Genomic DNA, 23,908 nt, shown 5'->3' with positions numbered 1-23,908 from the left:
GGATGTAGCCAACTCCGTTGGCTACGGCACGAATCGCTCCGCGATTCGGCCTGACGGAATCCGCTCCGCGGATTCCTGGGGCTGGCTGCGGGATGGGGCTTGCCGGTCCTGTCAGAGTGCGATCGGCTGGTACGTGAGGGCGGCCTCGACTATCTGACCTGCCGTCAGTTCCCTGTCATATCCCTCATTCTCTGGGTAATAGATCAGGTCACAAACCCGTGGATGCAGCACGTTCCTCTCCAGGGTTTCGACGAGCGCACTGTGCTCTTCTTCCGTGCCTTCACCGTCCATGATGCGCTGGACCAGGTCCACGAGCTGACCCTGTGTCAGGCTTCCTATCCGGCCCGCATCCGCTGCCATCTGAAGTGCCCTCTCTTAACCCGTGGATGTCGTCGCTCTTCCAGGGTATCGGCCCTGTCTCAGGGGAGCGGCTGTGAGCGCCCGCAAGGGGCTATGGAAGCAGAAAATTATGGATTCTTCGAGATCTTGGCGCGTCCCTCTGCGGATGGATCGAGGGTGTGGTCCGGGGAGTCGAGCCACAAGGTATGCCTTCCGTCAGCGTGCACGGTCAGTCCGTGCCGGTCTACGCCGGGGCGGCCGTTGTTCGTCCAGGACGCGTAGGCGGCGGCGATCTCGTCCCATAGGCGACGGGGACCGGTTTGGGTGACGGTGAACTCGGTGGTGTGGGTGCCGTCGTAGTCGACGGTCGCCCATGAGGCGCTGGTGGCGTCCTCGATACAGAGGCGTACGGGGGCGTGTTCGCCGGTGGTGTCCCAGGAGAAGAACGCCCCGGGCACGGTGAGTCCGAGGTGGAATTCGACGTCCAGGTCTCCGCCGGCCACTGCCCACGGCGAGAGTGCTGTTGCGGACTTCGCCTCCTCGGCCGCGATCGCGTGAGCATGAGGGCTGTGCGCGGTTTCTGGTTCGCTGCTGGGGCGCATGGGCATGAAGGAGGCGAAGTCGTGGAACCGGCCCTGTGCGGTGCCGCTCGCGCTGACGGTGAGGGCGAGGGTGCCGTAGCAGCACCAGGCTGACGTCCACGGCGTCACGATCCGCCCGCCGGGCGCGGTCTGGGCGATCCAGGCGGGCGGGATCTGGTCGACGGAGAACGTGGCCAGCACCCGTGCGTACGGCGCCGGGCCCGGACAGCCCTTTGCCGCGTCCCCCTGGACCACGGTGGGTGCGTACCCGGCGGCCTTCAGGTTCCGCTCGCTCTGTTCGGCCAGCACCGGGTCCAGCTCGACCGTGGTGAGCGTGCCCTGTCCGAGCAACGCGCACAGCAGCGCGGCGTTGAAGCCCGTCCCTGTGCCCAACTCGATGGCCTTGAAGGGCTGTTGCCGGGTACGTTCGGGGGCGGTGACCTCGGTGAGCTGGAGCATGCGCAGCACCATCGAGGGCATCGATGCCGATGATGTGGGCAGGCCGTCGGTGAACTGGGTGACCAGGGTCTGGTCCGCGTACGCCGCGGCCATCCACTCGTCCGGGTCTGTACTCCGGTTGATGTGCTGGTAGCCGCCCTGGCCATCGCGCACCCATATGGTCTCGGGCAGGAACTGGTGCCGGGGCACCTGCCGCAGTGCTGCGGCCAGTTCTTCGGGGAGCGGGCCTCCGAGCTGTTCGGCGACCTCCGTGAGCAGCCCCTGCGTGTTCGCTGCTTGGGCCGGTGCGTTCACCGCGGGCTACTTCTTGTCCGGGGCAGGAGGAGTGGGGGCGGAGGTGGAGGCAGGGGGCGGTTCGGCTGGTGCCCATCGTCCCCGATCGGTGACCGGTGCTTGGCCCTCACGAGATCCACGAAGCGCCTCCCTGTTCGTTCCGGTGCTTCACAGGTTAGAGGGCGGGGCCGGTTGCCGGGAGGGCGCCGCTGCGAAGCGGTCGTAGCTGAAGGTGGTGCTGTCGGCTTGGCAGGCGTGGCCGCTCGATGAGCTGCGGCAGGGGCTCCAGGCTGCTGCTGGGAGTTGAACCGGAGCGGGACCGTCAGTTTTTCCTCCCCATCGAGCGGAGGTGTCTGCGCCGCCGTGTTGAATGGCTGCGTGGCGATACGACAGAAGAAGCAGCGGCCTCCCTTCGGCCTGCCCACGGGGATCGTCCTGATGGCGATGCCGGACGGCTGGCGCCACAGCGTCCTCACCGTGGAAGGCGGCACGTTCTGCGGACGCCTCAGCGACGAGCTGCTCGATCCCGACGTGGCGCTGACCGCCGCCGCCACGATGCTCAAGAACCTCGCGCGCACCTTCCACGGCACCCCCGTCGAGGTGACCTGGGACCCACGCCCAGAACCCTGGACCTGGACCGGCCGCGTCATCGCTGTCCCCGGTGACCAGACCACCTCGGCCGCGGACACCCGCAAACCACGATGAGCAACACACTCGGCAAGTGCCGGACCGGGTTCTGCGTCCGGGCCGAGATCGAGGTTTATGGCGCCATCGCCCGGGTTCTACGGGGTCGCGGGGGCAGGCGGGAGAAGCCCGTCGATCAGCCGCTGCTGATCGCTGGAGAGCTGTCCGGCGGTCTGCTTCATGCGGGTCTTGCACCACCACGGACCGATCATCACACGTTCCCCGTCCACCTCGATGCCTTCCCGGGCCCCGGGCAGACGGCCATAGCGCTCCACGAAAGCGCGCAGCAGCTCGGCGTTCTGGGTGAAGGTGCGCCGCCGTCGGGTCCCCGTCTGGGTGGGCGGCTGCCTGGTGGTTCGCGGGCTGTGGTCGGGGGTCGCTCCGAGGCGGGTGAGCAGTTCACGCTGGCCTGCATCGAGTGTGTCCCAGGCGGTGTGCTGGCGGAGCAGCCAGCCGCCGATCTTTACCCCGCCGACCACCAGGTCGCGGTGCAGGGTGGAGGGATGGTGGCCGTCGGCGAGATGGCTCTGGAGGAGGTGGTACTTGCGGTGCCAGTCGGGTCCGTGCGGGAGCAGCCAGTCGGCGTCGAGGGCAGTGAGCTGGGCGGCGCGTTCGGGAGTGAGGCGGCCTTTGCGGGCGAGGGCGCGCTGGTCGACGAGGAACTGGCCGCCGGGGTCGGTGGCGGGGATGGCGAGGTGGCCGTGGAGGGCGTGGAACGCCTCGACTTGTGCCATGTGGCCTTGCCAGGCGGCTTCGCTGTCGTCCCAGACCATGCCGAGAGCCTCGAGTTCGGCGATCCAGTCGGGGTCGAGGACGCCTTGGTGGTAGGCGGTGCGCTGGCCGGTGATGAAGGCGCCGAGGCGGTGGCCGTAGGCGTCTTCGTAGTCGGTGGGGACGCGCAGGTGGCCGTGTTCCTTGTGGTAGCGGGTGGCGGCCGCGAGGCCCGCGCGGCGGGGCTCGGACAGCACGGCGCCGGTGGCGGGCCAGGCGAGCAGGTCCATCGCGCGGGCGATGTGGTCGGGGTCGAGGGTGAAGTCGAAGCGGAAGCGGCGGGCGAGGAGTTGGTGGGTGTCGCGGTCCAGGCGGTGCTTGCTGTTCTTGCGCGGGGCGCGGGCGGCGATCGACTGGTCGTGGTGGCGCAGAGCCGCGGTGATGAGCCACAGGGCTTCGAACGGAGTGCCGAGCAGGTCGGTGGGATCGGCCGAGGGCGGGATGTAGGCGGGGATGACCAGGCTCGCCATCTTGGTGGCGAGGGTGGGGGGTTTGCGCAGGGCGCGGCCCAGGGCCTGGACGATGCGGCGCACACTGGCGGTGCGGTCCGCGAAGACGACGGCGTCGACGGCCGGCAGGTCTACGCCTTCGCCCAGGACCTGGGCGTTGGTGAGCACGGACCGGTCGGCGGTGGCGAAGCGGGTGAGGATCTGGTGGCGCTGCTTGGCGGTGTGGGTGCCGTTGACCGACTGCACCACGAGGTCGCCGGCCCAGTCGGGGCGTTCGCTGTCGGGGAGGGTGCGCAGGGTGTGGGGGAACTGGCGGGCGAAGTCGGCGGCGTCCGCGACCTGCTGGAAGAACACGATCACGTGCTGCAGGTCGTACTGTCGCATCGCCTTGAGGACCGCCAGGTGCAGCGCCGTCGTACGCCGGGCGCTCGGGCCGGACCCGGTGTGCCCATCGTCTTGGTCGGTGAGGACGGTGCGCAGGTCGGTGTCGGTGATGGTGGGCACGAGCAGCTGGTAGTCCGCGAGGACGCCGTCGTCGATCGCGTCGGCGTGTGTGTAGGTGTGCAGGCGGGGGCCGAAGATGTGGGGCTGGTCCATCGTGGCGAGCAGGGCCGGGCTCTCCCACGCGGGCGCGGTGGCCGCGGTCCGCTTGGGCTGCGGATGCAGAGTAGGGGCCTCGGTCAGGCGCGGGGCCTCCCACTCGTACGGCGTCGCGGTCAGGTACAGACGCCGCTCGGCCCGGATACGGGCCTGGTCGTGGATCATGGTCCACTTCTTGGCCCAGGACCCGGCCGTCCGGTGCGCCTCGTCGACGATCAGCAGATCGAAGAGAGGGGCTGCGAAGGAGGAGCGCAGGCTCTCCTCGATGCGGGGCAGCGAGTCGAGCGTGACGAACACGGTCGCCCTCTTGTGGCGGGTGAGCCAGTAGGCCAGGTACTCCCCCGAGTTCGTGGACACAGCCCCCGCCCCCGCCAGCAGCGGATGCCTCTCCGCCCGCAGCGAGGACACCGCCATCAACGGCTCACGCCGCCCATCCGCACGCGCCGCAGCCGCCCACTGACCGATCAGATCCAAAGACGGCACCGCCACCAGCAGATGACGGGCCTCCAGGGCCTCGGCGGTACGCAACGCGATCAACGTCTTGCCCGTCCCGCACGCCGAGACCATGTGCCCGCGCGTACCCGGCCTCTTCAGCTCCCGCACCGCGCTGTCGACCGCCGCCTGCTGGTCCTGGCGCAGCACACGACGAACAGAGGTGCGGGACGGGGTGGTGGAGGGGGACGGCATCGGCAGAGGTCCTCGGTGTACGGCAGGGAGCGGGCAGGGGCTTGTGGGTCTTCATCCTCCCGTACTGGGTACTACCTGCGCGGGGCGTATCCACGGCCTGGCCCACGGGGCTACGCCAGGCAGAGCGGAATCCTGAAGTGATCACTGCATTCCGAGTCGGCCACTGAACTCGCACGTCAGGACCACGCGGACTCCCCCAGCCATGAGGAGCGCGCCCGGTACCACGGAGCAGCATCCGAAACGATCACTAGAACCGCAGGCAAGCACCCTGCTCGCACTCCTTCCAGCTAGTGATCACAACCGGACTTGCCATACGCCGACACCCTCATGGCACCCGTAGGCGTTCGCCCTTCTCAACCGCACTCGTGTCAGCCACCTCGTCCGACTCGTTTTCTCCCTCACCGGGTGACCGAATAAGCCAGCAGGGTCGGTGATGCCCGCAAACGTCCGCGGTGTCCACGCTGTTAAGCCGCAGGTGCGGCTGGCTCCGCAAGAGGGGGGAAGCGCCGGATTGAGAGTCCCAGAAGCAGCGCGCCTTCCAAGGCCGTAAACAGTCCGAGGAGTTGCTCCCGCTCTTCCTGTGTGCCTGCGTCGCTGTGCTTGAGCTTCTGAAGCTGGTCGCGCGTCCCTACGAAGATGCGTGCGAGGACGTCCTGAATGAGGGCCGGGCCGACGCCGTCGTCGTACTCGTTGGCTTCGCGGGCCACGGAGCCACCGCTGTAAATGAAGCACAGGGCTTCCCCCCGCTTCGTCGGTGCCTTGTTTCCGTCCTTGTTGATGAAGGTGAGCCCTGGTTCGTCGGGGAGGTTGTCTGCGATCCACTCAAGGACGTGCTTCGGGGGGACCGCTTCCCGCATGATCCGGTCGATGAGCTCGATCAGGGAGTTGGCTGCCTGGGAGACGCCGTCCTCGGAGTACTTCAGCGCGTCTCGGGCGCCTCTGATCTTCCTGACGAGCTGCGAGTTCTCGCGCTGCAGCCGCTCGGCGGAGGCTTCAGCAACTCTGTCTCGGAGGCTGCCGACGATCTCCGTGAGGTCGTCGGGCTCCCAGCCGGTGAGGTCCTGGCGCGTCGCAGCTGTGAGCTCCATCGGCAGATTGCTCAGGAGCTTCTCACCGAGGGCCTTGTCGGCGAAGGCAATGCCCCGTACCAGGTCGAGAGAAAGGACTGCCTTGTTTGATACGGCCTTGAGCTGGCCTTTCGACATGCTGCCGACCGCGTCGCTCCAGGCCACGGCGAAGGGCATGAGCGCTCGGAGCGCACGCCGGGCCGCCAAGGCGACGACTGCTTGGTCCTCTCGTGCCGCGTTGAAGTAGCGGCGGTACTCTGCGGCTCCGAGCAGTCGGCACGCAAAGAGCAGATAGTTCGCCTTCTGGAAGGCCTTGAGCCAGTTCTTCGCACCTTCCGGCGTTTGGACCTCGCTGACTATGGCTGCGAAACCTGTCTCCACCTGCTGCAGACCCATCGACTCTATGACGCTCTCCAGCCGGTCCTGCCAGGGAAGCGAGCTCTCGGAGTCGGTCAAAGCGCGGCAGACGGACACCAGAAGCTCCATGCCGGTGACGAAAGCGTCGTCCAGCCCCAGCGCCATACGAACTTTGGGATCGAGGTGTCCAGCGAACTCAGCAAGACTTGACCCATAGGCGGCGCCAACCACTGGTCCTTGCATGTTCGCCTCGCTTCACGCACACGGCTATTTCCGCGATTTATGGTACTCGCGCCAACTCATCCTGATCATCCGGTTTTTGCACGCAGACAGACCTCACTTTCGGTCCGCCTTTTCAGCCTGTCAGACACCACTGACATCAGCCGGGTCCGGTCGCGTCACCTGCGGAAGCGGGAGAGCCAGGTACCGCCGGCCTTCTGCTCGGGCAGGGCCTGGCCTTGGTCCTGCTACTCATGATGCCGGTGCTCGTCCGGCCAGGCTTGGCGTACGTCGATGACGAGGCGCTGGTCGCAGTCCCCGCACAGGGACGGGCGCAGGGCCCTTCGTGCGGCCGCTGACCGACCGGGAAGTGCGGGCGTGGGCTTCCCCTACAGGCCAGCCCACCCATGCGCAGTGGGCCGACGCCCTGGACAGCGAGACGCTGCACTTCCCCGCACGTGGCTGCGGGAACTGCACCGTGCTCTACGACGACGGCCAGCCCGCCCAGATCGGCTACTGGGGAGTCACCGCCGACTAACGGCTCAAGCACGCGCCCCACACCAGATGGAACCTCTACCGCCCTTGCCCTGCTCGTCGTTGTCAGTGCCGGCGCCTACCGTCGCGGGCATGGGCTACAACATCCACATCACCCGCGGCGACCACTGGTGGGACGACGAGGGGCCAGAGATCACTGCTGCGCAATGGGCGGCCGCGGTGGAGGCGGACACCGAGCTCGAGATGATCCCGCAACCAGCGGGCGGGAACGGCCCCCAGCACTGGATCGCCCGCATGATCACGCACCCGCCCGAGGACCGGCTGGGCACCGCCCTGTGCTGGGACTCCGGCACAGTCAGCGCCAAGAACCCCACCGACATGCTGCTGGCCAAGATGCGGCAGACCGCCCTCGCCCTGGACGCAAGGGTCCAGGGCGATGACGGCGAGTACTACGACGAGTGAAGCCTCATCGCCACCACCATGTGCACGTCGGCGCTCGGCGAAGCCGACCGCGCCGAACAAGGGGGGGGAAGTCTGTGGGTACCTACCGGCAAACCGTCGTGGACCTCGACGCATCAGCCGAAGAGGCGGCGGCATGCGGCGCGCGCGGCCGCACCTGGCTGGAGACGCACGGCTACATCCGCCCCGTGCCCTGGCAGGACGGCGCGGCCTATCTGGCCGGGCCGCGCTGGCGCGAAGCCGTCGACCTCGCTTCCTGGGACTGGCGCGCCCAGATCACCGGACTCGACCAGGAACCCTGCGACGAACTGACAGTGGTCACCGGCCGCACCATCTTCTACGCCGTCTCGGGCGAGCCCCTCACGGCCGTCTGCCCCCGCTGCCGCAACGCCTCCTGCGACTGGCCCGGCGAAGCCCTCGACACCTGGTACACCACAGGCGTCGCCGACCTGGGCTGCCCCGCCTGCGCCCATCGCACGTCCCTGCCCGACTGGGAATGGGCCGGGGACCTGCTCGCCTTCGCCTACCTCGGCTACCAGTTCGACGACTGGCCGCCCCTGCGCCCAGACTTCACTACCGCCCTCGGACAGGCACTCGGCCACCGCATCCGAGTCGTCGCAGGCAAGATATGAGGTCCAGCAGGGGCGTTGATGCCGGAGAGGCCCGCGCGGGGTGATGCCGTGAGGCTGCTGAAGCTGGAGTTGCGCGCGGCCGGGTGGCAGACGGGCCCCGATCTGGCCACGGAGGATGTCTGTCGTGCTTCCTGCGCTTCGGCAGGCCCCGCTTCGATACCGCTGGCACGCCCGCCGGCGCGGCCGGCTCGCTCGTGCAGTACGGGGATGCACGCCTTCGACGGCCCAGTGACGTTCACCCCGGACTTCGCCCGGCAGTTCGAGGCGGTCGGCAGCGACGGCGATCACGACCACTGCATGCAGGTGGTCCGCTCTGCCGTATGGATCGTCCTTGGAATGGCGGGGCAGCGCTCGCTGGCCCCAGAATCCCAAGGGCCGGTGGATATCGGGGTGTTCTGCGCCGCTCTGCCGGCCGCCCCCGGCACGTGCTCCCCGGGGTGGAACGAGGACCTGCCTCGCCCCCTGCCCCCGGTGCCCTGACGATGCCGGGCTCGTGAGGCGCGTGTCCCGGTGGAGGAGCCGTTCACTTCGTCCCTGCCCGTAGGGGGCATCCTTCGGTATCCACACACGGCGTTGTGCCGAACGGCCCGCCCCGGAGCCCCGGTGGGGCTCCGGGGCGGGCAGTGCCCCCCGTCCCGGCGGAACGGACCTCACACCGTGCGCCGGGCGGGAGAAGAACCCGCTCCCTGGCCGGGACGGGTCACGCACCCATGCGGCGTGACCTCACCAGGAAGCGGGAGTCGGGGCAAGCGCGGTCTATGACCCGCATGCCGGACAGCTCGCACCGGCCATGCGGGCGGTAGCCCCGGTCGTGGTCGACAAGGCGGTCGCGGCTGTCGACGTCCACGAGCCGCCAGCAAAGCGCCCCGGGGCAGCGCAGGGTGACGCAGCGGCCGGTCCTGGCATCCCGATACACCTGATGGAAAAACCCCAGATCATCGGGGCTCGCAGTGATCACGAGGCAGCGGGCCATACGGTCACCACCAGGCCCCCGCCGTGCCGCCTCACGTCTCGGCCCGCGCGTGCTCGGTCTCCACGTCGGCGTCACGTTGCCCGGCGGCGCGCTCCAGCCGGTGGGCCTGGGCCCGGCGGTCCTGCTCCTGACGGCTGGTCGGCACGACGACCGCCATGTCCTCCACCCGGCGTGTGAACAGGGCGTGGCCTGTCTCGGCCGTGTGCTCGATGATCGCGAGCCCCCCGGCGTCGAGGTCGCTGGTCGCGTACAACTCCCACCCACAGCCGTCACCCGACAGGCAGCGGGCCGTCATCGTCACCTCGCTGTCCGGATGCCGCAGCGACCGGTAGACCACCCCCCGCAGCGTGCTTCTGACGCTCACCGGACCACCTCGCCACCGGGCCACCCCTGATGGGCGGGGTGCCGGATGAGTTCCGCGTTCGCCTGCCGCACCCGCCGCCTCTCGCGGTCCTCGCGGGCGACATCACGCTCAGCCCGCCACGCGTCGCACAGATCGCAGCCGAGGGCCCCCTCCGGCTCCAGGCCGTAACTCTCATCCAGCGCGCACATGATCGGCGGGCCGTACCTCGGGTCCGGGGGCACTCCCACCGGCGGCGCCCACATCAGCGCCCACCCCCCACCGGGGTGCCGAACACGCGGGCCCGCGCCAGCTCTTCGCGGGTGAGGTGGCGCAGGGCCTCCGGCGCCGTCGCCCACTGACTCCCGCCGCCGGGCGGGCGCAGGTAAACGCTCCCCTCGTAGCGCGACTCGACTACGCCGATCCTGTCGCCGTTCGCGGTGTCCGCTGCGTACTCCGGGCCGTCCACGCCGCCTCGCCGTCCCCTCGTGCTTGTGGCCATGCCGACTCGCCGTTGACGCGGCCGCGGGAGTCTGCCTCTGCCGGCAGTCCACGCTGATGGCCGGTTGTCGCGCAGCAACTACGTTCCACCGTGGGAGAGTTCACCCGCAACTGAATCGGCACTGAACCCGATTCGAATCTGCATTGGTATATGCAGGAAGGTGCAGCGAGGCTTCCAGGAGGCCAACTCCGGCTGCCAGACTGAGGACTTGGGGACGATCCGCGCAGGCTCTCGCCGCCGGGTGATGAGCTTTCGAGAGGGGAGGGTGCAGCGTGGCAAGACCCGTCGGCGTCACCGCCCGCAAGCTGGAGCTGGGCATCCGGCTGCGGCAGCTCCGCGAACCTGCCGGCCTGACCATCGCCGAGGCCGCCGACAGCATCCGCGGCCTGAGCGAGGCGACGTTGCAGCGCATCGAGCGCGGACGCGCGGTGTTCCGCTCCTCCGGCGTCCTGCGTCAGCTCCTGGAGCGCTACGACGCGCCAGAGGACGTGGTCGACGAGCTGATCACGCTGTACAAGGACGCGGCCAGCCAGAGCTGGATCACGCTCTTCGAGGACATCTCACCGGAGATGCAGGCGTTCGCCGGCATCGAGTCCGAGGCGCGCAGCATCCGGCTCTACCACTCCACCACCATCCCGGCGCTGCTCCAGACCAAGGCGTACGCCCAGGCCCAGTTCGAGGCGGTCCGCCTGATCGAGGGCACCACGTCGTCCGTGATCCGCAACAACGTGGAACTGCGGATGAAGCGGCGCCAGGAGTCCATCCTGCGCGCCGAGGATCCGCCCCGGCTCTCGGTGGTGCTGGGACAGGCCGCTCTGGAGAAGCCGCTGGGCGACCCGGAGGTGATGCGCGGCCAGTACGCCGAGATCGCCGAACTCGCCTCTCTGGAGCACGTCCAGGTCCAGGTGCTGCCCACCCGGGTGTGGGGAGTCCAGTTCCCGCACAACTTCACCGTGCTGGAGCTGGGCGAGCGGCTGCCCACGACTGTCCAGTTCGACAGCGCGCGCAACGCCGTGACCATGTCCGACAAGCCGAGCGAAGTCGACCGCTTCACGGACTACTTCCAGGCCATGACCGCCTCCGCCCTGCCCCCGGCCGACACCCCGGGCTTCATGAACCAACTAGCGCGAGAGATTCAGCGATGACCCACACCACCCCTGCCTCCGCAACCACCGCCTACGACCTGGCGCCCGAGAGCGCCTGGCGCACCTCCTCCTACAGCAACGACGGATCCGGCAACTGCGTCTCCGTCGCCCACCTGCCCACCACCGTGGCCGTCCGCGACTCCAAGCAGCCCGCCGGCCCCGCCTTCCAGATCTCCCCCACCGCCTTCACCACATTCATCGGCTTCGCAAAGGACACCCGTATCTGACCGCCCCCCCCCAACGGCCCCCCTTCCTTCGGGAAGGGGCCCGCCGCCGTATGCCGGTGCGGCCGTACAGGGCGGGGCCCCGGACATGAAAAGGCCCCGACACCAAGGCACCGGGGCGGCCCCTCCGCTGTCTGGCCGTCACAAGGGCCCGCCCGCGTCCAGGCGCCGCAGCATCTCCTTGAGCATCACCGTGGCCCGCTCCCGTTTCACACAGCCCTCCGCTCGCCGTCGTCCTTCCCCGAGCCCAGAGGCAGCGCGGCGGCCACGGCGGCACAGCGCCACGGCCGGCAGCCATCACCCGGGCGCGATGGCGGGCCCTGGATCGACGCGTCCTCGCGCACCCCGCTCCAGGAGACCGTGCCTGCCCGCAGGTCAGGCTTGCGACGGCAGTCCCGCCCGCATCTCCTCAACCAGGCCCGCGGGAACGTCTGCGCCCGGCTCCACCTCCACGACACGCACCACGGCCTTGCCGGCCTCAAGCTGCTGCCTGCGGTCCTCGGCCGCCGACGCCGAGTACGACACAGCGGACGAGCGCACTCTTCCCTCGCTGTCCCGCCACACCACTTTGAAGTTCCGCATCTGCACCCAAGGGATCATTACCGGCCACCACCACAGTGGATCGAACATGTACTCCCATTCTGGCGGGCGGGTCTGACAACCCGCCCCCGCCGAGCCGAGGGGCTAGACGCGGGTTCGCCAGGACGGGCAGCTGAGAGATCGGGGTCGCGTTCCTACCAGGCCGGGCGCGGGTCCCGCAGTTCCTCAGGAGTCTGCTCGGGCAGCCACGTGTGCCCGACGTCCGTGCGCCACAAGTACCCGGGGTGGGGTGCGTAGTCCTGCGGGTCCAGGCCGCCTTCCTCCAGGACCCCGACGCCTAGGCGAGCACCCAGCGGGGCGGGTGTCCGGGGTCGGTGGGGCAGATGAAGACGTGGAGGTCGCGGTCATTGCCGAAGCGAAGCCGGGTGGGCTGGGCAGCAGAGGGGCCGCCGCGAATCGAGGCCTTGCCCTGCAGCGAGGGGTCGCGGTCCTCCAGCGGCATCCAGCTGTGCGAGTCGCCAGCCATCTCGTAGCCCTCGCCGGTCAGCAGCAGCCGCATCGGAGACGCGCAGGACTCGCAGCCGATGGCCATCGGTCCGGTCGACGCCCAGCTGGGGTAGCCGCCTGCCCGCCAGCCGGGCGGGATCGACAGGTCGCCCTGGTAACTGGCGGCACCGGCACCGTGCTCCGCCGCCTGGGCGTCCTCCCACGCGTCGATGCGCGCGATCAGCGGAGCAGGCAGTACGCCCTCCTCCGCCCACGGATAGGTGTCCACCTCCTCGGGGTGCAGGACGCACGGCTCGGGCAGCTCGTCCTCCCATCGCAGCAGCGGCACTTCGGGCGCCGGGGCAAGGAATCGGTTCGCACGCTCGGCCTCGCCGGAGTGCCGCCACCGCAGCAGGTAGCGGCGCTCCCCGTACGGGCCGTGGGTGAACGGGCAGCGGAAGATCTGCACCAGGTCCGCACCGTCAGGCCCGCATTCCAGGGCGGGAATGTCCCGGCGGAAGAACTGGGCGAGCCCCGTCAACGGCACCGGCCCGTCCTGCCCCGGCATCCCAGAACCGGGCCAGGGCCTGCTCGTCGGCCTCGTTCCTGCGGCCCGGGACTTGCGGATCTCGTCCGGCGCGTAGCCCTCGTCCTCGCGGCGGTGCGGCTCACGGCACAGCGGCCACGGCTCGTCCTGCGGCCACAGCATCGGCCCGCCGATGTGGCTCTCCCGCATGCCGGGCCGCCCCGGCCTCGGGTGCAGACGGGTCACCCGGCCCCGGTGAGCGGCCAGCTCCGGGAACACCGCCTCCACGGACACTGGTCTGGCCGGCGTGGTCCTCGTCATGCGCCGACCGTACCCGGCCGCACGGACGCTGCAGCAAGCGGTCAGCCGGGGCATGACCGACGGCCGCACAGAGCTCCTGCGCCGTCAGGAAGGGACCCCGCCGTACGGCGTGGAGGGACATCCGCCCGTGACAGATGAACACCGCGTCGTAAGGGCACGAAAGCCGCGCCCAGCATCCGGCGGGCCCCCTTCACGCAGCAGCGATGACACGCACCCGCTCAGCCTGACGATCCGCCCGGTCCCGATCACAACCACGACGCCTACCATCACCCCCATGATCGACTCATCCGGCCTGGCCCCGTTCCATCTGGACGAAACCGGCGAAGCCGACCCCTCCCACTGCCTCTATCTCTTCGACCGCGACATGGAGCAGGTCGCCCACGTCTTTGAGGAACACCACGCTGAAAGCCACGGCCACGGCTGGGAGGGGCTGGCCGAGTCACTGGTCAGCTCCCGCATGCAAGCTCCACTTCGGGTCTGAAGCCGGCACATTCGTCGTCTCAAGCAGCGACCTCACAGCCCTCACGGAGCTGGCCGTCCTCCTGCACTCCGCCTTCCACAACCGCGAACTCCTCAAGCAGCACATCCTGACGGCCGGCCCACGCTTCCTGGACCGACAGCACCCCTGAGCGGGACCAGCACCCGCCATCACCCCACCCACAGGGCCCCAACGCCGCCCGGCACAACGCATGTTCCGCCGACCGGCCAGTCATCCCAGCCCGCTGCCGACGGCGATACCCTGACGGCGAAGAACAGGAAGTCGGGCCTGGCCGAAGAGGCATGGACGTCCTGGGAACGGCTCACGGGCGACCGGTTCACCCCTCGCCGTCTCCCCCGCCCTGCCAGCGCCCACGCACCAGCGCCTTCACCCCCACAACCAGGCCCACCACGCTCACGATCACCGCAACCCCCACGACGGCCACCACACCGCCCACGGCGAGGAAGAACACCAGCAACGCCCACAGAGGCGGATCACCGTCCACCGGCCGCCCAAGTTTGTTTTCGCGACATACGTGTCACGACGCGCCGTCACGCCAACACGGTTCCCGCCACTCCCCCGAGCCATCCCCGCGACGCAGACGGCCCACATGCCCGCCATCTCCCCCCGTCATCCCACGCCGCCACAAAACCAGGGGTACCGGGGCCAGGAGGCGAGCGGGCAGCCGGGCGGCGGGCCACGGGGAGCCAGGCGCTGCTCCGATTGAGGGAATCTCGTCCCCGGCGCTTGGAAGAGGGGAGAGCCTGTGCCCTACGGTGGGCGGGCAGCTGAGGCTGCAGGGGCCCTCCAGGCTCCTTGCCGGCACACTCCCTGGGACCCGGCACCAGGGACGCGGCAGAAGCCCGGTGAGCGGGAGTGGGGTTTCAACGCCATCAACGGTCTACGTCCTCTGGGGCGTCGGTCGCCGGGAGCCGCCGCCGGGAGAACCATGGCCACCGACTTCCGCCAGTTGAAGCAGCTCGCTCGTGCCCTCGGGCTCACCTACCAACAGCTCCTCGCCCGCTACCACGCCCACCAGGGACCGGACGCCCCGTACTCGGGAGCCATCGGGTGGGCGCAAAGGGAGCTGCAGCGCGTCGCTGCGGCCCGGGCGCAGCAGGCACTGCGTACGGGGTTCGCCGACTCCCAGGTCTGTCACCGCGACTGGGCGCCACACGCTTTCTCCCTCGACGCTAGCGTGCTCGCGCGGCTTGCGGCCCGCGCCGAAGCCGACCGCGCCGTGCTGCCCCGCATCACGCCCGGCCACTACCTCAACGCCGCCCTGCGCACCGCACCACGCCACCTGCCCAGGCAACTCGCATGCATGGACGACTTCCTCCCCGCCGACGGCGCCCGCCGAAACCAGAAGATCACCCTCTCCATCGGCGCGGAGGCCCGCACGATGCTCTCGACCCTGCGGATCACACTCGCCGCCGCCCAACTCCCCCGCAGCCAGCCAGCCGTCGTGTCCGCACTCGCCGCACACTTCCTCAACCAACTACTCCCGGGGCACAGCCCCCACGAAGCACCGAGCGGGAACACCACCGGCGACTGACCGCCCGCCCCACCAGCGCGCGCCCGGGGCGCCCGTACACGGCGAACGCACAAGCAAGCCCGCCCCGGCCCTGGGCGAGGCAGTAGGCAGAGGGAGTGCTGGCGCACGGGATCACACGAGGGCACGGATACCGAAGCCGACGACGACGTACACGAACCCGAACACCGCCATCCAGGCAAACCCGAGCATGCCGCGCCGCCGCCACGTGCGGGTGTACGCGTCGGGGTTCCCCTCGGCCTCGAACCACGACCGCACCCCACGGAGGTCCTTGATCAACACCAGGCCGAACAGGCCGAACACCGCGAAACCGGCAAAGACAAGCATCAGCGCAAGCATCTCGTGATCACATCAGACGGGGCCAGGACGTGTACAGCGCCCGCCGGACTGCGGAGCTTGGCCGAGGGACAACTCGCCCGCACTGTCCTGGCCGATCTGCGGGAGACCGACGCGGTCCTCAGCACGATGAACGCCGGGCACCGCGCCGATCGGTGGACCACCAACGCGCTGTCCACCGATCAGGGACGGGCGCCGGCCCGGCGCCTCTCCCGCCAGGTCCTCGTCACCGAGCAGGGCACATGGTCACAGCCCCTCCCGGAGATCACCGTCATCCACTGACAGAGCCGCGCCAGGGCGGTCAGCCGCCCGCATGAGTATGCGTACTCATGCGCGGGCCCCTGCATGCGCGGAAGGTGGACACGGAGGTGGGGACATGACGGGCATGGCAGACCGGCGGCTCCGAGGCCTCGGAGCGTTCAAGCAGGCGGGCGGGCTCCTGCTGGCGTTGTCTCTGGGAGGACTGGCGACGGCGTGCACGCGCGAGCCGGCCGCGCCGGAACTGCGCGCGCAGGCCACCTCCCCCCAGGCCGCATCCCGCAGGACAGCGGAGGAACAGGGCATGCGCACGCTGATCGCGCGCCTGACGGCCGTGGAGGGACTGGAGCACGTGCTCACGCGTTTGCGTGACTCCTGCGCCCGGCCCACCAAGCACTCAATCTTCGAGAACAACCCCCCGCGCAACGCCCTGGAGTGCCGCATGGACGCGGACGTCTACTTCGGGGTCCAAGCAGACATCACCGATGTTGTCGCCCGGATCGGAGCAGCCCGCATCGCGCCCTGGGAGCCGCAGGCCGACCAGGCCATCGCCTACGCACTCGACTACCAGCGTGCACACGGCCGCCACCCGGACGGCACCCTCATGAGCGCTCCACGCCTTCAAGCCCCGGGGGTCCGGATCGAATGGGACCAGCCAGACCCCCTCCCCCAGCAGGTCGAGGAACCCCTGCCGTGCTTCCCCGCCAAGGACCCCATCTACGAACGCTGCTCGATCACCCCGCACACCCCGACGAGCGTGGCGACCGCACGGTCCCGCTACGGCAGGGTCCTCGCCCTCCACCTCACCTCATCCGCCTATCCCGGGTACTACTTCACCGTCCCCCGCAAGAAGTGACCCGCCCCGCGACGACGGCCCCCATCGGTGATCGGGAGACGGGCGCCGCCACCAGTGTCTCGGCCGTTCTCTTCGCCGCCCCGGGCCCACCATGGGCGGCAGCGCCAACGCCGCGCACACGGCCTTCCTCGCCCTGTCCACCACCGCCAATGCACCAACAAGCTCATACCGGCAAATCCACCACGTGCCCGGCTGGCAACTCCAGCCATTTGAGGGACCCGCTACCCCAGTGCGTTCCGCTGCCAAGCAGGAGTCGGGCCGCGCAGATTCCCGCGCCGGCAGGGAGGGGTCCCACCGCCAGAGAGTTCGGGCTTCCCGGGGGCGGGGAAACGGGGCGTGGCTGGTCTCGGCAGCCTTCGTCACAAACCGTTAGTGCTGATGGTTACGGTTTGGGTTGTGACTGAGCTGCTTCCCGCCTTCCCGTACCACTGCGATCCCGTCGCCACGGGCGTGATCGTGCCTTCCGGCACGGCCTGCGTCTGCTGCGGGCGGGAACGGGGCTACGTCTACCGGGGCCCTGTGTACGCGGCCGAGGAACTCGGGGGCCGACTGTGCCCGTGGTGCATCGCGGACGGCAGCGCCGCCGAACGCTTCGACGCCCACTTCACGGCGGGGACCTGCCTGGGCGACGACGTACCCCTGGACGTATTCGCAGCCGTGGACCGCCGCACTCCCAGTTTCGAGGGGTGGCAGGAACCTCAGTGGTTCTTCCACTGCGGCGACGGCGCCGCCTTCCTCGGTCCGGCCGGAGCCGCCGAACTCGCCGCCCGCCCCGAGGCACTGGAGATGCTCAGGCAGGACGCCAACAGCCGGGACTGGCCAGCGGACCAGGTCCAGGACTTCCTCGCCGCGCTGGACAAGGACGGCGAGGCCACGGCCTACCTCTTCCGCTGCCGGATCTGCGCAGCCCACCTCGCCTACACCGACTTCGCATAGACCCCGCAGACGAACCGAACCCGCCTCCACGGTGAAGAGGGCGAGAGCCACGCCCCTCGTACCCCTCGACGGCGGCAAGGCCTCCGCTGTCAACCGTCACCGAAGGCACACCACACTCGCGCACGTACGTCGAAGATCTCAAGCAGCCAAGAAGGCTGCGCGCCCGAGCCGAGCGCTCCCGCCCCCGCTGGAAGAAGATAAGTATCCGCACTCATGCCTCCCGCCGAAGGCGCGGCGACGATGGCGCCATGGTCACCACTTCGAAACGTGCCCGCTCGCCCCGGGGCGCCTGGGTCGCCGGGGCCGCTGCCGTTCTGATCGCCGCTGTGCCCGTCGCCGCCTGGTGGCTCATGGGACAGCAGAATGTGGACGGAGTTGCGCCGGCCGAGCTGGACTACGCCTTTCGCCCCCTCGCCATCGGGCCGGCGCAGGAGACCGCGCTGGGTGCGGCCGCGCTGCTGCTGGCCCTGTGTTCGGCGGTGTTCCTCCTGGACGCCTCCCGGCGCGGGCGGTTCGATGCGCGATGGTGGCAGGTCGTCCTTCCCCTGCTCGCCGCAGGGCTGCTGCTCGGGGTGGGCTGGCGCATCCTCACAGCGGGAGTGATCGGAGCCAACATCGGCGCCGGACTGGCCCTCTTCCTCGCTGGCCCCACCGTCACCGCCCTGGTGGCGGGCGCCGTGGTCCGAGGCCTGCTGCTGCGCTTCACCAAGAATCCCCGCTGACCCGCTCGCGGCGCGAAAGAGGGTACAGGTGGCCCGGCCGGCGGGCCGGACCTGCTTCTCCGGTGCGACAGGGCGAGGGGCCACGCAGTACCCCCTGCCACCGGCTCTGATCGATGCCGTCACTGATCCGGTGAGCGGGGGCACACAGCGGCAGCTGGGCGAGCGCAGCCCGTCTCCGCCTCCTAGATCCAGTTCGCCCACCCGAAGGTGAACAGATACGACCGGCGCCACGCATCAGCCCCCCGGATACCGCGCAGGTACATCACCGCAAGCGCCACGAGGAACAGCCCCGCGAAGCCTGCGGCAACCAGGCCCCCGGTAACGGGACCTGCGAAACAGCCCACCAGCACGCTGGCCACCACCACGACGGCCACACCCCCGTGCGCGGCGGGCATATCGGCACGGAAGACCTCCCTCACTGCCGCCCGCGTCGCCCGCATGTCGGAGGTGTACCGCTCCCGCGCCGCATCCTGATCGGCGCCAGGCCCTTCCGGCCACTGCTGCACCGTCATCCCCCCTCGGCGAGTATGAGCCCCCGGCAACCCTGGCCCGAGGGGCAGCCATGGTCAAGTGCGGTGCCACCGAGGGCAATCGCCTCGGCCCCAACGACGACCTCGCAGACGCCTACCGAGACTGGCTCACCGCCGGTGGCGACGGACGGGGTCAGGGGCGGGGTTCGGCATCGACCCCGCCCCCGGCCCACCTCTGCGTCAGCTGGGCGGAGCCTCGGTGGCGCAGAGGCTGGAGGCGATGAGATCGTAGGTCACCGCGACGAGCGAGGGAATGTGCATGCCGGGAAGGCCTGGGACGGGCGAGGCCGTGAGGCTGCTGGAGCGCGAGTTGCGGATTGCCGGGCGGGAGACGGGCGATCTGGACGCGGAGGATGCATGGCGTGTTTTCCTGCGCTTCAGCCGGCTCCGTTTCACCACAGCGGACACGCCCGACGCGGACGGCCTGCTCGTGCAGTACGGGATCTACGCCTTCGACGGCCCTGCGACGTTCACCCTGGACTTCGCCCGGCAGTTCGAGGCCGTCGACAGCGACGGCAATCATGAGCACTACGTGCAGGTGCACTGCGAGCTGCGCTACCAGCCTGTTCCTGCCCTGCACGCCTTGGGGAACTGGAGCTCCTGGTACTTCCACGACACCGAGGAGTCCCTGGACAGGTGGGCACAGGCAGTCAGGAACCAGCCCGCGTGGGCCGCGACCGACACACTGACACCCACGGAGATCAGGGTCTATCAGGAGCAGGTGTAGGTGTAGACATCGGCACGGTGCCCTCATCAACCCGGGCGCGCCCGTGCGGAGGGCTGCGGCCAGCCGCTGCTGCGTGTCGGTAAGCCGTGCCAGTTCTTCGACGCGACGCCCCCGTTGGTGCGCTCGGCCATGAACCAGCACCCCTCCCAACGCCCCCGTCCCTGGAGGAAGCTGGGGTCACACCGCCTGGGAGGGATCACGTGGACATGCGCCGCACGGCACCGGTGACCAGCAGTCGAGGCGAGCGCCCGACCCCGCGCACGCGACAGGTCGGCTACCTGCTGGTGTGGCTCATCCTGTGGTTCGCCGCGCTCCTGGCCGCGCAGGCACTGCGGGAGGCGTTCGTCTTCGTGCCCGGCTTCGTGCCGTGGGACGGTGAAAGCCCGCGCGGCTTTGGTGCGTTCCTCGGCGCGGCAGCCGTATTCGCCGCCCTGGCCGTCTGGGCCGGCTGGGGGATCATCCCGGTGCGGGCCGCCGCCAGGCGGTTCGCCCACGGCCTGGGACTGCGCCCGGCGTCGCGGCAGCAGACGCTGCACTGGGCGGCTGCGGCGCTGGCCACCGCCGTCGTGCTGTGGGCGGCATCGCAGCTGGTGATGCGCCTTCCCCACCTGACGTCGGTACCCGCGGACGAGGATGCGCGTACGGTCGCCGTGGCGCAGACCTCGGTCCTGGTCCGGTTCGGCTACGGGCTGCTCGCCCCCGCACCCCTGGAGGAACTCCTGTACCGCGGACCGCTGCTGGCGCTCTGGCTGGCCCTCGCGGCAGCCCGGCGGCGCGGCGGCTGGATGGGGCGGCGGTGGGTGCGCTGGTGGCTGACCGGGGCCGCCACCGGTGTCTCGGCCGTTCTCTTCGCCGCCGGGCACACCATGTACGGCAGCGCCAACGCCGCGCACGCCGCCTTCCTCGCCCTGGCCGCCACCGCCGTCACGCTGTGGCAGCGCTCCCTGATTCCCGCGCTGGCCGCCCACGGGCTGTACGACGCGTACGCCTTCGCCTGGGGATGACCCCGCACAGGCCGCGTCTGTCCGCTGCGGCCTTTCGCCACAGCCGCCAGCGGCCCGTCCGTCCTTTCCCGGCTGTCGCGGTCGCGCATGACGTGATCGTCGACGCCTCGGCGGGCCCGAAGTCGTCGACGCCCGGCATCTCGGTGACCCCGATCAGCGGGCTTCTCCACAGCGCTGGTGTCTTCCTCAGGTCAGCATCATGATCAGACCGCGCAGCGGTGGCGGCAGCATGCCTGGCCGGCACATCAGCCCGCGGGCGCGGGGCAAGCGGGTCCGGGTCCACCGTGCCGGCACTAACATGGCGCGGTGAACACCCCCGACTACCCTCGTGCCGAGAGCCCGGTACACGAAGCCACCGAACTGGCGTGGGAAGCGGCGACCGCCCGCATCCAGGACGCCAACCTCGCCCGGCTACGCCAGGAAGATCCCGACGCTGACCGCCTCTTCCCACCCGGCCCGGCCTTCACCGAGGCCCTGACCGACCAGGGCGTCATGCACCGGCTCGGCGCCGCACTGGAAGCGTACGGAGCGGCCAAGCACACGGCAGACCGCATGGACCTGTTCCAGCGGCTGTTCGCCGACACCACCAGCGACGGGACCCTGCACGCCGGCTAGAGCCTCCGACCACCATGACAGCCGCCGTGGGACCGGCGGGACGGCCATCAGGATCACTGCGGGGTGCCGACGCTCTGTGACGAGCCGTGAGCAAGCCGAACGTCACGAGATGAGGCAGTGGCCCTACGTGAACAGGCCCCGGCCAGGACCCGTTCCGCGCGTCTTCGTACAGTGCGTACCTGGACCAACCGGCCCCGTACGCAAGGGACACCGCCATGACGCATCCAGACCGTGACGGGCTGTCCCGTGTGCCGGGCCGGAACCACACCTGCCGCCAGAGCCGTAACAACTGCGCGGAGAACTTCCCCCAACTGCACGACGTCATCGGCCACGACCAGGACGGCCACCGCGTCGCCGGAGCCCTCATCCACCACGCCATCACCACCCCCGAGGCACTGAGGGCCCGCGATCCCCAAGATCTCCTGCTCCTGCGCAACGTCGGCCAACGGGGGCTCCGCGTGCTGCAGGAACGCGGCGTGCTCGGCCACCGCGTCGGCCACCGTGCGCTGGTCTACCTCGCCACCGCACACGACCGCGCCAGCCTCGCCGAGTTCGACCGCCTGAAGGCCCTGACCGCACACGCCCGTGCCCAGGACCTCGACATCATCGGCGTCGTCCTGGAAAACGCCCACCACAACGCCGACGAGCGGCGAACCCCCCAGTGGCGCGCGGCCCTGCGCGAGATCGACGGCGGCACCCTCGACACGATCGTCACCTGGGACCCCGCCACCGGCCAGCCCACCGCCTGGCCCGCCGGCACCGGCCGCTAGAGCTCCGCAAGCCCGTCGCTGACCGCCTCGCGCCCACGTGGGGCTATGCCCGGCCGGCCACCGGCAGGCGACGGGGGTTCTCCGCGCTCTACCAGATCACCACTCCGCCACCCGCTTGGACGGCGCGGCGCGCGGCATCGCTGATGTGCGCCAGCGTCGAGGTCAAGTTATGCGTGTGCTCCTCGGCTCCATGGGCTGGGTCCATGCCCGCGACGATCAGCGGCACATGGGAGACGAGCAGGGCGCACTCGTCGAGGAAGGCCACGACCTCGTCCGGCTCGACGTAGAGGTCATCCTCGGCCAGGCGGGGAAGGAACCGGGCGCCGAGTGAGCGGACCATGGGCGAACCCCACACACTCGTGCGCCACCGCTCGAAACCTGCCGTGTCCGAGACACCATCGGGCACGTCCAGGAAATCGCGGGTTCCATCGGGCGCGTACACGAACACATTCACCAGCAGGCTCATACCGGCAACCCCACCACGTGCCCGGCCGTCAACTCCAGCCATTTGAGGGGCCACTGCGACAGAGAGGCAGACCGGGGAAGGAGACACGGTCGCACCGAGCTCCTGTGCCATCAAGACTGCTCCCGCCGTACGAAGTGGGGCATCTGTCCGTGACAGATGATCACCGCGTCGTTACGGTTGCGGGAGCCGCGTCCCCGCTGGGCGCGTGACGGGAGGGAGCAGGAGATGATCCGCCGCGACAGCGTCTGGGGTGTACGAGGCGCCGACCCGAGGTGGGGCCTGTGCCACGCCGACCCGAACTGGGGCCTGCACCGTGACCCCGGCTGGGGACGCTCTGTGCCCCACACCGAGCAGGACTGACCCGGCGCGCGTCCCGGTCCCGGTCCGGCTCCCAGCGGCAACGCCCCCAGCCTCACGTGCTGGTGAGCGGGGCGTATGACAGGCTGGGAACGCCCGGCGGGAGCCCATTGATGAAGCCGATGCCCCGCCGGGCATTCAGCAGCCCCGTTCACGGGCTGCCGGTGGGGGTGCGCATGGCTGCGCGGTGGCCGGGCCACGCCCGCGTCGCGGCAGCGGTGTGAAGTCGATGCCGAGTCGGTTCCCGCACGGGCCGGAACAGCCGTTCACACGGCCGAGCGGCGCGTATCCCGCGCAACGCCACACGCAACCTGGCCACCGGTGGCCGCGCGCAGCGATACGACGCCGACGGCGTGCCAGTGCCCGCGCGGACGGGCCGACGTCATCGAAGAGAACCAGGGCGCGCCGGTAGGCGGCCGCGGCCACTGGGAGGTTGTCTTTCCTCCCACTCCCGCCAGCCAGCAAGAAACCTCATGGCCCAGCAGCCGGCTGCGGACCCATAATCCGGACGTGGACCTCTCGGATGACGGCCCGGCCCTGGAGGACAGATGGGCGCAGAGCGACAACAACCTGTGCGGGCTGCTGCCGGACAGCCGGAACGCCTCGCACGTCGCCGAGCGCTTCGTGCGGGCCGGATGGCAGTCCCGGTCATCCTCCTGGGAAGGCTACGAAATCGAGACCAGCTGGTGCCAGTTCGAAGCCGACCCCACCGACAAATCCGCCACCCTGCTCAACGGCGTCATCGACCCGGACCGGCTCGACGACCTCGCCGCACTGCTCACACGGTTCGGCCTCCGCTTTCACCTGGAGCTCTACGACGACGAGCGCGACCTCATCCGGGAGATCAAGGGCTGACCGGGGGGACGCTGAATGCTACGCAAGCTCACCGCCGCCCCCCGGGGGAAGGAAGGTAGGTGTTGCCGCCCGTCCAGTTCACTCCGACGCCGGTGCTTCGTCCTCGGGTGCCAGGAATGCGGGTGGAACCCTTGCAATCGGGGAGTTGGGCCGGTGGGCCTGCGCCACGGAGAACGGGGAGAGCGGCCCGGCGGCCCGGTCGATGTCGGATCCGATACTGAACTGAGACCGTGTTTGAGATCTGTTCAGTGGGTTCGTTGTAGTGGTCGTGGTCCGTGCCTGACAGCGGGGCCGCCTCGGGTGAGCCGGCGCAGCAT

General features: G+C 69.8%; 32 protein-coding genes. 19 read left to right on the top strand and 13 right to left on the bottom strand.

Annotation, left to right across the window (positions count from 1 at the left end; all coding sequences use genetic code 11):
- Nucleotides 1–111 precede the first annotated feature (111 nt).
- Nucleotides 112–360 carry a bacteriocin immunity protein gene (locus ACFWA7_RS34070; RefSeq protein ID WP_385826950.1) on the bottom strand — a complete coding sequence of 83 codons (249 nt, stop codon included), beginning with the start codon at nt 358–360 and terminating at the stop codon, nt 112–114.
- Nucleotides 361–467: 107 nt separating this feature from the next.
- Nucleotides 468–1,673 (bottom strand): methyltransferase, encoded by a 1,206-nt coding sequence (locus ACFWA7_RS34065; protein ID WP_385826948.1) that lies wholly within the window; start codon nt 1,671–1,673, stop codon nt 468–470.
- Nucleotides 1,674–2,030: 357 nt separating this feature from the next.
- Here ACFWA7_RS34065 and ACFWA7_RS34060 point away from each other — a divergent pair, with 357 nt between their 5' ends.
- Nucleotides 2,031–2,357, top strand: coding sequence for a hypothetical protein (locus ACFWA7_RS34060; RefSeq protein ID WP_385826946.1), 327 nt, complete (start codon nt 2,031–2,033; stop codon nt 2,355–2,357).
- Nucleotides 2,358–2,434: 77 nt separating this feature from the next.
- Here ACFWA7_RS34060 and ACFWA7_RS34055 read toward each other — a convergent pair whose 3' ends face one another.
- Nucleotides 2,435–4,843, bottom strand: a complete 2,409-nt coding sequence (locus tag ACFWA7_RS34055; protein WP_385826944.1) for a Helicase associated domain protein — start codon at nt 4,841–4,843, stop codon at nt 2,435–2,437.
- Nucleotides 4,844–5,307: 464 nt separating this feature from the next.
- On the bottom strand, nt 5,308–6,432 hold the full coding sequence (locus ACFWA7_RS34050) for a hypothetical protein (RefSeq protein ID WP_385826942.1): 1,125 nt from the start codon (nt 6,430–6,432) through the stop codon (nt 5,308–5,310).
- A 400-nt stretch (nt 6,433–6,832) separates the two neighbouring features.
- On the opposite strand from ACFWA7_RS34050, the gene ACFWA7_RS34045 reads away from it, so the two are divergent.
- From ACFWA7_RS34045 to ACFWA7_RS34030, 4 genes are all read left to right on the top strand, one after another.
- Complete coding sequence (locus tag ACFWA7_RS34045; RefSeq protein ID WP_385826940.1) at nt 6,833–7,024, top strand: hypothetical protein; 192 nt, start codon at nt 6,833–6,835, stop codon at nt 7,022–7,024.
- 89 nt (nt 7,025–7,113) lie between these two features.
- Nucleotides 7,114–7,443: a hypothetical protein gene (locus ACFWA7_RS34040; protein ID WP_385826938.1), complete on the top strand. Its 330-nt coding sequence runs from the start codon at nt 7,114–7,116 to the stop codon at nt 7,441–7,443.
- 74 nt (nt 7,444–7,517) lie between these two features.
- Complete coding sequence (locus tag ACFWA7_RS34035) at nt 7,518–8,072, top strand: hypothetical protein (RefSeq protein ID WP_385826936.1); 555 nt, start codon at nt 7,518–7,520, stop codon at nt 8,070–8,072.
- Between the two features lie 207 nt (nt 8,073–8,279).
- Entirely contained in the window at nt 8,280–8,552 is a 273-nt protein-coding gene (locus ACFWA7_RS34030) for a hypothetical protein (protein ID WP_385826934.1), read from the top strand.
- Between the two features lie 524 nt (nt 8,553–9,076).
- On the opposite strand, the gene ACFWA7_RS34025 is transcribed toward ACFWA7_RS34030, so the two are convergent.
- The 3 genes from ACFWA7_RS34025 to ACFWA7_RS34015 are packed head-to-tail and all read right to left on the bottom strand — an operon-like array spanning nt 9,077 to nt 9,887.
- Entirely contained in the window at nt 9,077–9,409 is a 333-nt protein-coding gene (locus ACFWA7_RS34025) for a hypothetical protein (RefSeq protein WP_385826932.1), read from the bottom strand.
- Nucleotides 9,406–9,597: a hypothetical protein gene (locus ACFWA7_RS34020; RefSeq protein ID WP_385826930.1), complete on the bottom strand. Its 192-nt coding sequence runs from the start codon at nt 9,595–9,597 to the stop codon at nt 9,406–9,408. The genes ACFWA7_RS34025 and ACFWA7_RS34020 overlap by 4 nt, the downstream gene beginning before the upstream one ends.
- 53 nt (nt 9,598–9,650) lie before the next feature.
- Nucleotides 9,651–9,887 carry a hypothetical protein gene (locus ACFWA7_RS34015; RefSeq protein ID WP_385826928.1) on the bottom strand — a complete coding sequence of 79 codons (237 nt, stop codon included), beginning with the start codon at nt 9,885–9,887 and terminating at the stop codon, nt 9,651–9,653.
- A gap of 272 nt (nt 9,888–10,159) precedes the next feature.
- On the opposite strand from ACFWA7_RS34015, the gene ACFWA7_RS34010 reads away from it, so the two are divergent.
- Together ACFWA7_RS34010 and ACFWA7_RS34005 are read left to right on the top strand one after the other, a co-directional pair.
- On the top strand, nt 10,160–11,032 hold the full coding sequence (locus ACFWA7_RS34010; protein WP_385826926.1) for a helix-turn-helix domain-containing protein: 873 nt from the start codon (nt 10,160–10,162) through the stop codon (nt 11,030–11,032).
- Entirely contained in the window at nt 11,029–11,259 is a 231-nt protein-coding gene (locus tag ACFWA7_RS34005; RefSeq protein ID WP_385826924.1) for a DUF397 domain-containing protein, read from the top strand. Before ACFWA7_RS34010 ends, ACFWA7_RS34005 begins: the two co-directional genes overlap by 4 nt.
- Before the next feature lie 372 nt (nt 11,260–11,631).
- Here the strand turns inward: ACFWA7_RS34005 and ACFWA7_RS34000 are convergent, their stop codons facing one another.
- Both ACFWA7_RS34000 and ACFWA7_RS33995 read right to left on the bottom strand, forming a co-directional pair.
- Nucleotides 11,632–11,886, bottom strand: a complete 255-nt coding sequence (locus ACFWA7_RS34000) for a hypothetical protein (protein ID WP_385826922.1) — start codon at nt 11,884–11,886, stop codon at nt 11,632–11,634.
- Between the two features lie 247 nt (nt 11,887–12,133).
- Nucleotides 12,134–13,129: a hypothetical protein gene (locus ACFWA7_RS33995; RefSeq protein ID WP_385826920.1), complete on the bottom strand. Its 996-nt coding sequence runs from the start codon at nt 13,127–13,129 to the stop codon at nt 12,134–12,136.
- A 274-nt stretch (nt 13,130–13,403) separates the two neighbouring features.
- On the opposite strand from ACFWA7_RS33995, the gene ACFWA7_RS33990 reads away from it, so the two are divergent.
- Together ACFWA7_RS33990 and ACFWA7_RS33985 are read left to right on the top strand one after the other, a co-directional pair.
- A complete protein-coding gene (locus tag ACFWA7_RS33990) occupies nt 13,404–13,610 on the top strand; it encodes an Imm51 family immunity protein (protein WP_385826918.1) in 207 nt (68 codons plus the stop codon).
- Nucleotides 13,516–13,758: an Imm51 family immunity protein gene (locus ACFWA7_RS33985; protein ID WP_385826916.1), complete on the top strand. Its 243-nt coding sequence runs from the start codon at nt 13,516–13,518 to the stop codon at nt 13,756–13,758. Before ACFWA7_RS33990 ends, ACFWA7_RS33985 begins: the two co-directional genes overlap by 95 nt.
- Nucleotides 13,759–13,944: 186 nt before the next feature.
- Here ACFWA7_RS33985 and ACFWA7_RS33980 read toward each other — a convergent pair whose 3' ends face one another.
- The gene (locus tag ACFWA7_RS33980; protein WP_385826914.1) at nt 13,945–14,112 is read right to left on the bottom strand and encodes a hypothetical protein; all 168 of its coding nucleotides are present in this window, start codon (nt 14,110–14,112) and stop codon (nt 13,945–13,947) included.
- Between the two features lie 444 nt (nt 14,113–14,556).
- On the opposite strand from ACFWA7_RS33980, the gene ACFWA7_RS33975 reads away from it, so the two are divergent.
- On the top strand, nt 14,557–15,162 hold the full coding sequence (locus ACFWA7_RS33975) for a hypothetical protein (RefSeq protein ID WP_385826912.1): 606 nt from the start codon (nt 14,557–14,559) through the stop codon (nt 15,160–15,162).
- A gap of 111 nt (nt 15,163–15,273) precedes the next feature.
- On the opposite strand, the gene ACFWA7_RS33970 is transcribed toward ACFWA7_RS33975, so the two are convergent.
- Nucleotides 15,274–15,498, bottom strand: coding sequence for a hypothetical protein (locus ACFWA7_RS33970; RefSeq protein WP_385826910.1), 225 nt, complete (start codon nt 15,496–15,498; stop codon nt 15,274–15,276).
- A 57-nt stretch (nt 15,499–15,555) separates the two neighbouring features.
- On the opposite strand from ACFWA7_RS33970, the gene ACFWA7_RS33965 reads away from it, so the two are divergent.
- The 4 genes from ACFWA7_RS33965 to ACFWA7_RS33950 all read left to right on the top strand — a co-directional run bounded on the left by ACFWA7_RS33965 (nt 15,556) and on the right by ACFWA7_RS33950 (nt 18,267).
- Entirely contained in the window at nt 15,556–15,777 is a 222-nt protein-coding gene (locus ACFWA7_RS33965) for a hypothetical protein (RefSeq protein WP_385826908.1), read from the top strand.
- A 94-nt stretch (nt 15,778–15,871) separates the two neighbouring features.
- Nucleotides 15,872–16,609 (top strand): hypothetical protein, encoded by a 738-nt coding sequence (locus ACFWA7_RS33960; protein WP_385826906.1) that lies wholly within the window; start codon nt 15,872–15,874, stop codon nt 16,607–16,609.
- 396 nt (nt 16,610–17,005) lie between these two features.
- The gene (locus tag ACFWA7_RS33955; RefSeq protein WP_385826904.1) at nt 17,006–17,545 is read left to right on the top strand and encodes a CbrC family protein; all 540 of its coding nucleotides are present in this window, start codon (nt 17,006–17,008) and stop codon (nt 17,543–17,545) included.
- Nucleotides 17,546–17,793: 248 nt separating this feature from the next.
- Entirely contained in the window at nt 17,794–18,267 is a 474-nt protein-coding gene (locus ACFWA7_RS33950; protein WP_385826902.1) for a hypothetical protein, read from the top strand.
- A 182-nt stretch (nt 18,268–18,449) separates the two neighbouring features.
- Here the strand turns inward: ACFWA7_RS33950 and ACFWA7_RS33945 are convergent, their stop codons facing one another.
- The gene (locus ACFWA7_RS33945; protein WP_385826900.1) at nt 18,450–18,779 is read right to left on the bottom strand and encodes a hypothetical protein; all 330 of its coding nucleotides are present in this window, start codon (nt 18,777–18,779) and stop codon (nt 18,450–18,452) included.
- A 277-nt stretch (nt 18,780–19,056) separates the two neighbouring features.
- Here ACFWA7_RS33945 and ACFWA7_RS33940 point away from each other — a divergent pair, with 277 nt between their 5' ends.
- The 4 genes from ACFWA7_RS33940 to ACFWA7_RS33925 all read left to right on the top strand — a co-directional run bounded on the left by ACFWA7_RS33940 (nt 19,057) and on the right by ACFWA7_RS33925 (nt 21,913).
- Nucleotides 19,057–19,524, top strand: coding sequence for a hypothetical protein (locus ACFWA7_RS33940; RefSeq protein ID WP_385826898.1), 468 nt, complete (start codon nt 19,057–19,059; stop codon nt 19,522–19,524).
- 206 nt (nt 19,525–19,730) lie between these two features.
- Entirely contained in the window at nt 19,731–20,528 is a 798-nt protein-coding gene (locus ACFWA7_RS33935; protein WP_385826896.1) for a type II CAAX prenyl endopeptidase Rce1 family protein, read from the top strand.
- A gap of 306 nt (nt 20,529–20,834) precedes the next feature.
- Entirely contained in the window at nt 20,835–21,143 is a 309-nt protein-coding gene (locus ACFWA7_RS33930; RefSeq protein WP_385826894.1) for a hypothetical protein, read from the top strand.
- Between the two features lie 215 nt (nt 21,144–21,358).
- Nucleotides 21,359–21,913: a hypothetical protein gene (locus ACFWA7_RS33925; protein WP_385826892.1), complete on the top strand. Its 555-nt coding sequence runs from the start codon at nt 21,359–21,361 to the stop codon at nt 21,911–21,913.
- 88 nt (nt 21,914–22,001) lie between these two features.
- Here ACFWA7_RS33925 and ACFWA7_RS33920 read toward each other — a convergent pair whose 3' ends face one another.
- A complete protein-coding gene (locus ACFWA7_RS33920; protein ID WP_385826890.1) occupies nt 22,002–22,379 on the bottom strand; it encodes a hypothetical protein in 378 nt (125 codons plus the stop codon).
- 867 nt (nt 22,380–23,246) lie between these two features.
- Between ACFWA7_RS33920 and ACFWA7_RS33915 the strand changes: the two genes are divergently transcribed.
- A complete protein-coding gene (locus ACFWA7_RS33915; protein WP_385826888.1) occupies nt 23,247–23,591 on the top strand; it encodes a hypothetical protein in 345 nt (114 codons plus the stop codon).
- Nucleotides 23,592–23,908 lie beyond the last annotated feature (317 nt).

The sequence above is a fragment of the Streptomyces sp. NPDC059994 genome (assembly GCF_042737755.1).
Classification (GTDB): Bacteria; Actinomycetota; Actinomycetes; order Streptomycetales; family Streptomycetaceae; genus Streptomyces.
The sequence above is the reverse complement of the archived record's forward strand: the minus strand, read 5'-3'. Positions and strand labels throughout refer to the sequence as shown.

Bases quoted from the DNA above. Each gene is read 5' to 3' on its own strand.
- ACFWA7_RS33940 (WP_385826898.1), top strand. From the start codon at position 19,057: ATGCCGGGAAGGCCTGGGACGGGCGAGGCCGTGAGGCTGCTGGAGCGC.
- ACFWA7_RS33995 (WP_385826920.1), bottom strand. From the start codon at position 13,129: ATGACGAGGACCACGCCGGCCAGACCAGTGTCCGTGGAGGCGGTGTTC.
- ACFWA7_RS34015 (WP_385826928.1), bottom strand. From the start codon at position 9,887: ATGGCCACAAGCACGAGGGGACGGCGAGGCGGCGTGGACGGCCCGGAG.
- ACFWA7_RS34040 (WP_385826938.1), top strand. From the start codon at position 7,114: ATGGGCTACAACATCCACATCACCCGCGGCGACCACTGGTGGGACGAC.
- ACFWA7_RS33945 (WP_385826900.1), bottom strand. From the start codon at position 18,779: ATGACGGTGCAGCAGTGGCCGGAAGGGCCTGGCGCCGATCAGGATGCG.
- ACFWA7_RS34000 (WP_385826922.1), bottom strand. From the start codon at position 11,886: ATGTTCGATCCACTGTGGTGGTGGCCGGTAATGATCCCTTGGGTGCAG.
- ACFWA7_RS33950 (WP_385826902.1), top strand. From the start codon at position 17,794: ATGGTCACCACTTCGAAACGTGCCCGCTCGCCCCGGGGCGCCTGGGTC.
- ACFWA7_RS33935 (WP_385826896.1), top strand. From the start codon at position 19,731: ATGCGCCGCACGGCACCGGTGACCAGCAGTCGAGGCGAGCGCCCGACC.
- ACFWA7_RS33920 (WP_385826890.1), bottom strand. From the start codon at position 22,379: ATGAGCCTGCTGGTGAATGTGTTCGTGTACGCGCCCGATGGAACCCGC.
- ACFWA7_RS34005 (WP_385826924.1), top strand. From the start codon at position 11,029: ATGACCCACACCACCCCTGCCTCCGCAACCACCGCCTACGACCTGGCG.
- ACFWA7_RS33960 (WP_385826906.1), top strand. From the start codon at position 15,872: ATGACGGGCATGGCAGACCGGCGGCTCCGAGGCCTCGGAGCGTTCAAG.
- ACFWA7_RS34020 (WP_385826930.1), bottom strand. From the start codon at position 9,597: ATGTGCGCGCTGGATGAGAGTTACGGCCTGGAGCCGGAGGGGGCCCTC.
- ACFWA7_RS34070 (WP_385826950.1), bottom strand. From the start codon at position 360: ATGGCAGCGGATGCGGGCCGGATAGGAAGCCTGACACAGGGTCAGCTC.
- ACFWA7_RS33970 (WP_385826910.1), bottom strand. From the start codon at position 15,498: ATGCTTGCGCTGATGCTTGTCTTTGCCGGTTTCGCGGTGTTCGGCCTG.
- ACFWA7_RS33975 (WP_385826912.1), top strand. From the start codon at position 14,557: ATGGCCACCGACTTCCGCCAGTTGAAGCAGCTCGCTCGTGCCCTCGGG.
- ACFWA7_RS34050 (WP_385826942.1), bottom strand. From the start codon at position 6,432: ATGGCGCTGGGGCTGGACGACGCTTTCGTCACCGGCATGGAGCTTCTG.
- ACFWA7_RS34030 (WP_385826934.1), top strand. From the start codon at position 8,280: ATGCACGCCTTCGACGGCCCAGTGACGTTCACCCCGGACTTCGCCCGG.
- ACFWA7_RS34055 (WP_385826944.1), bottom strand. From the start codon at position 4,843: ATGCCGTCCCCCTCCACCACCCCGTCCCGCACCTCTGTTCGTCGTGTG.
- ACFWA7_RS33990 (WP_385826918.1), top strand. From the start codon at position 13,404: ATGATCGACTCATCCGGCCTGGCCCCGTTCCATCTGGACGAAACCGGC.
- ACFWA7_RS33925 (WP_385826892.1), top strand. From the start codon at position 21,359: ATGACGCATCCAGACCGTGACGGGCTGTCCCGTGTGCCGGGCCGGAAC.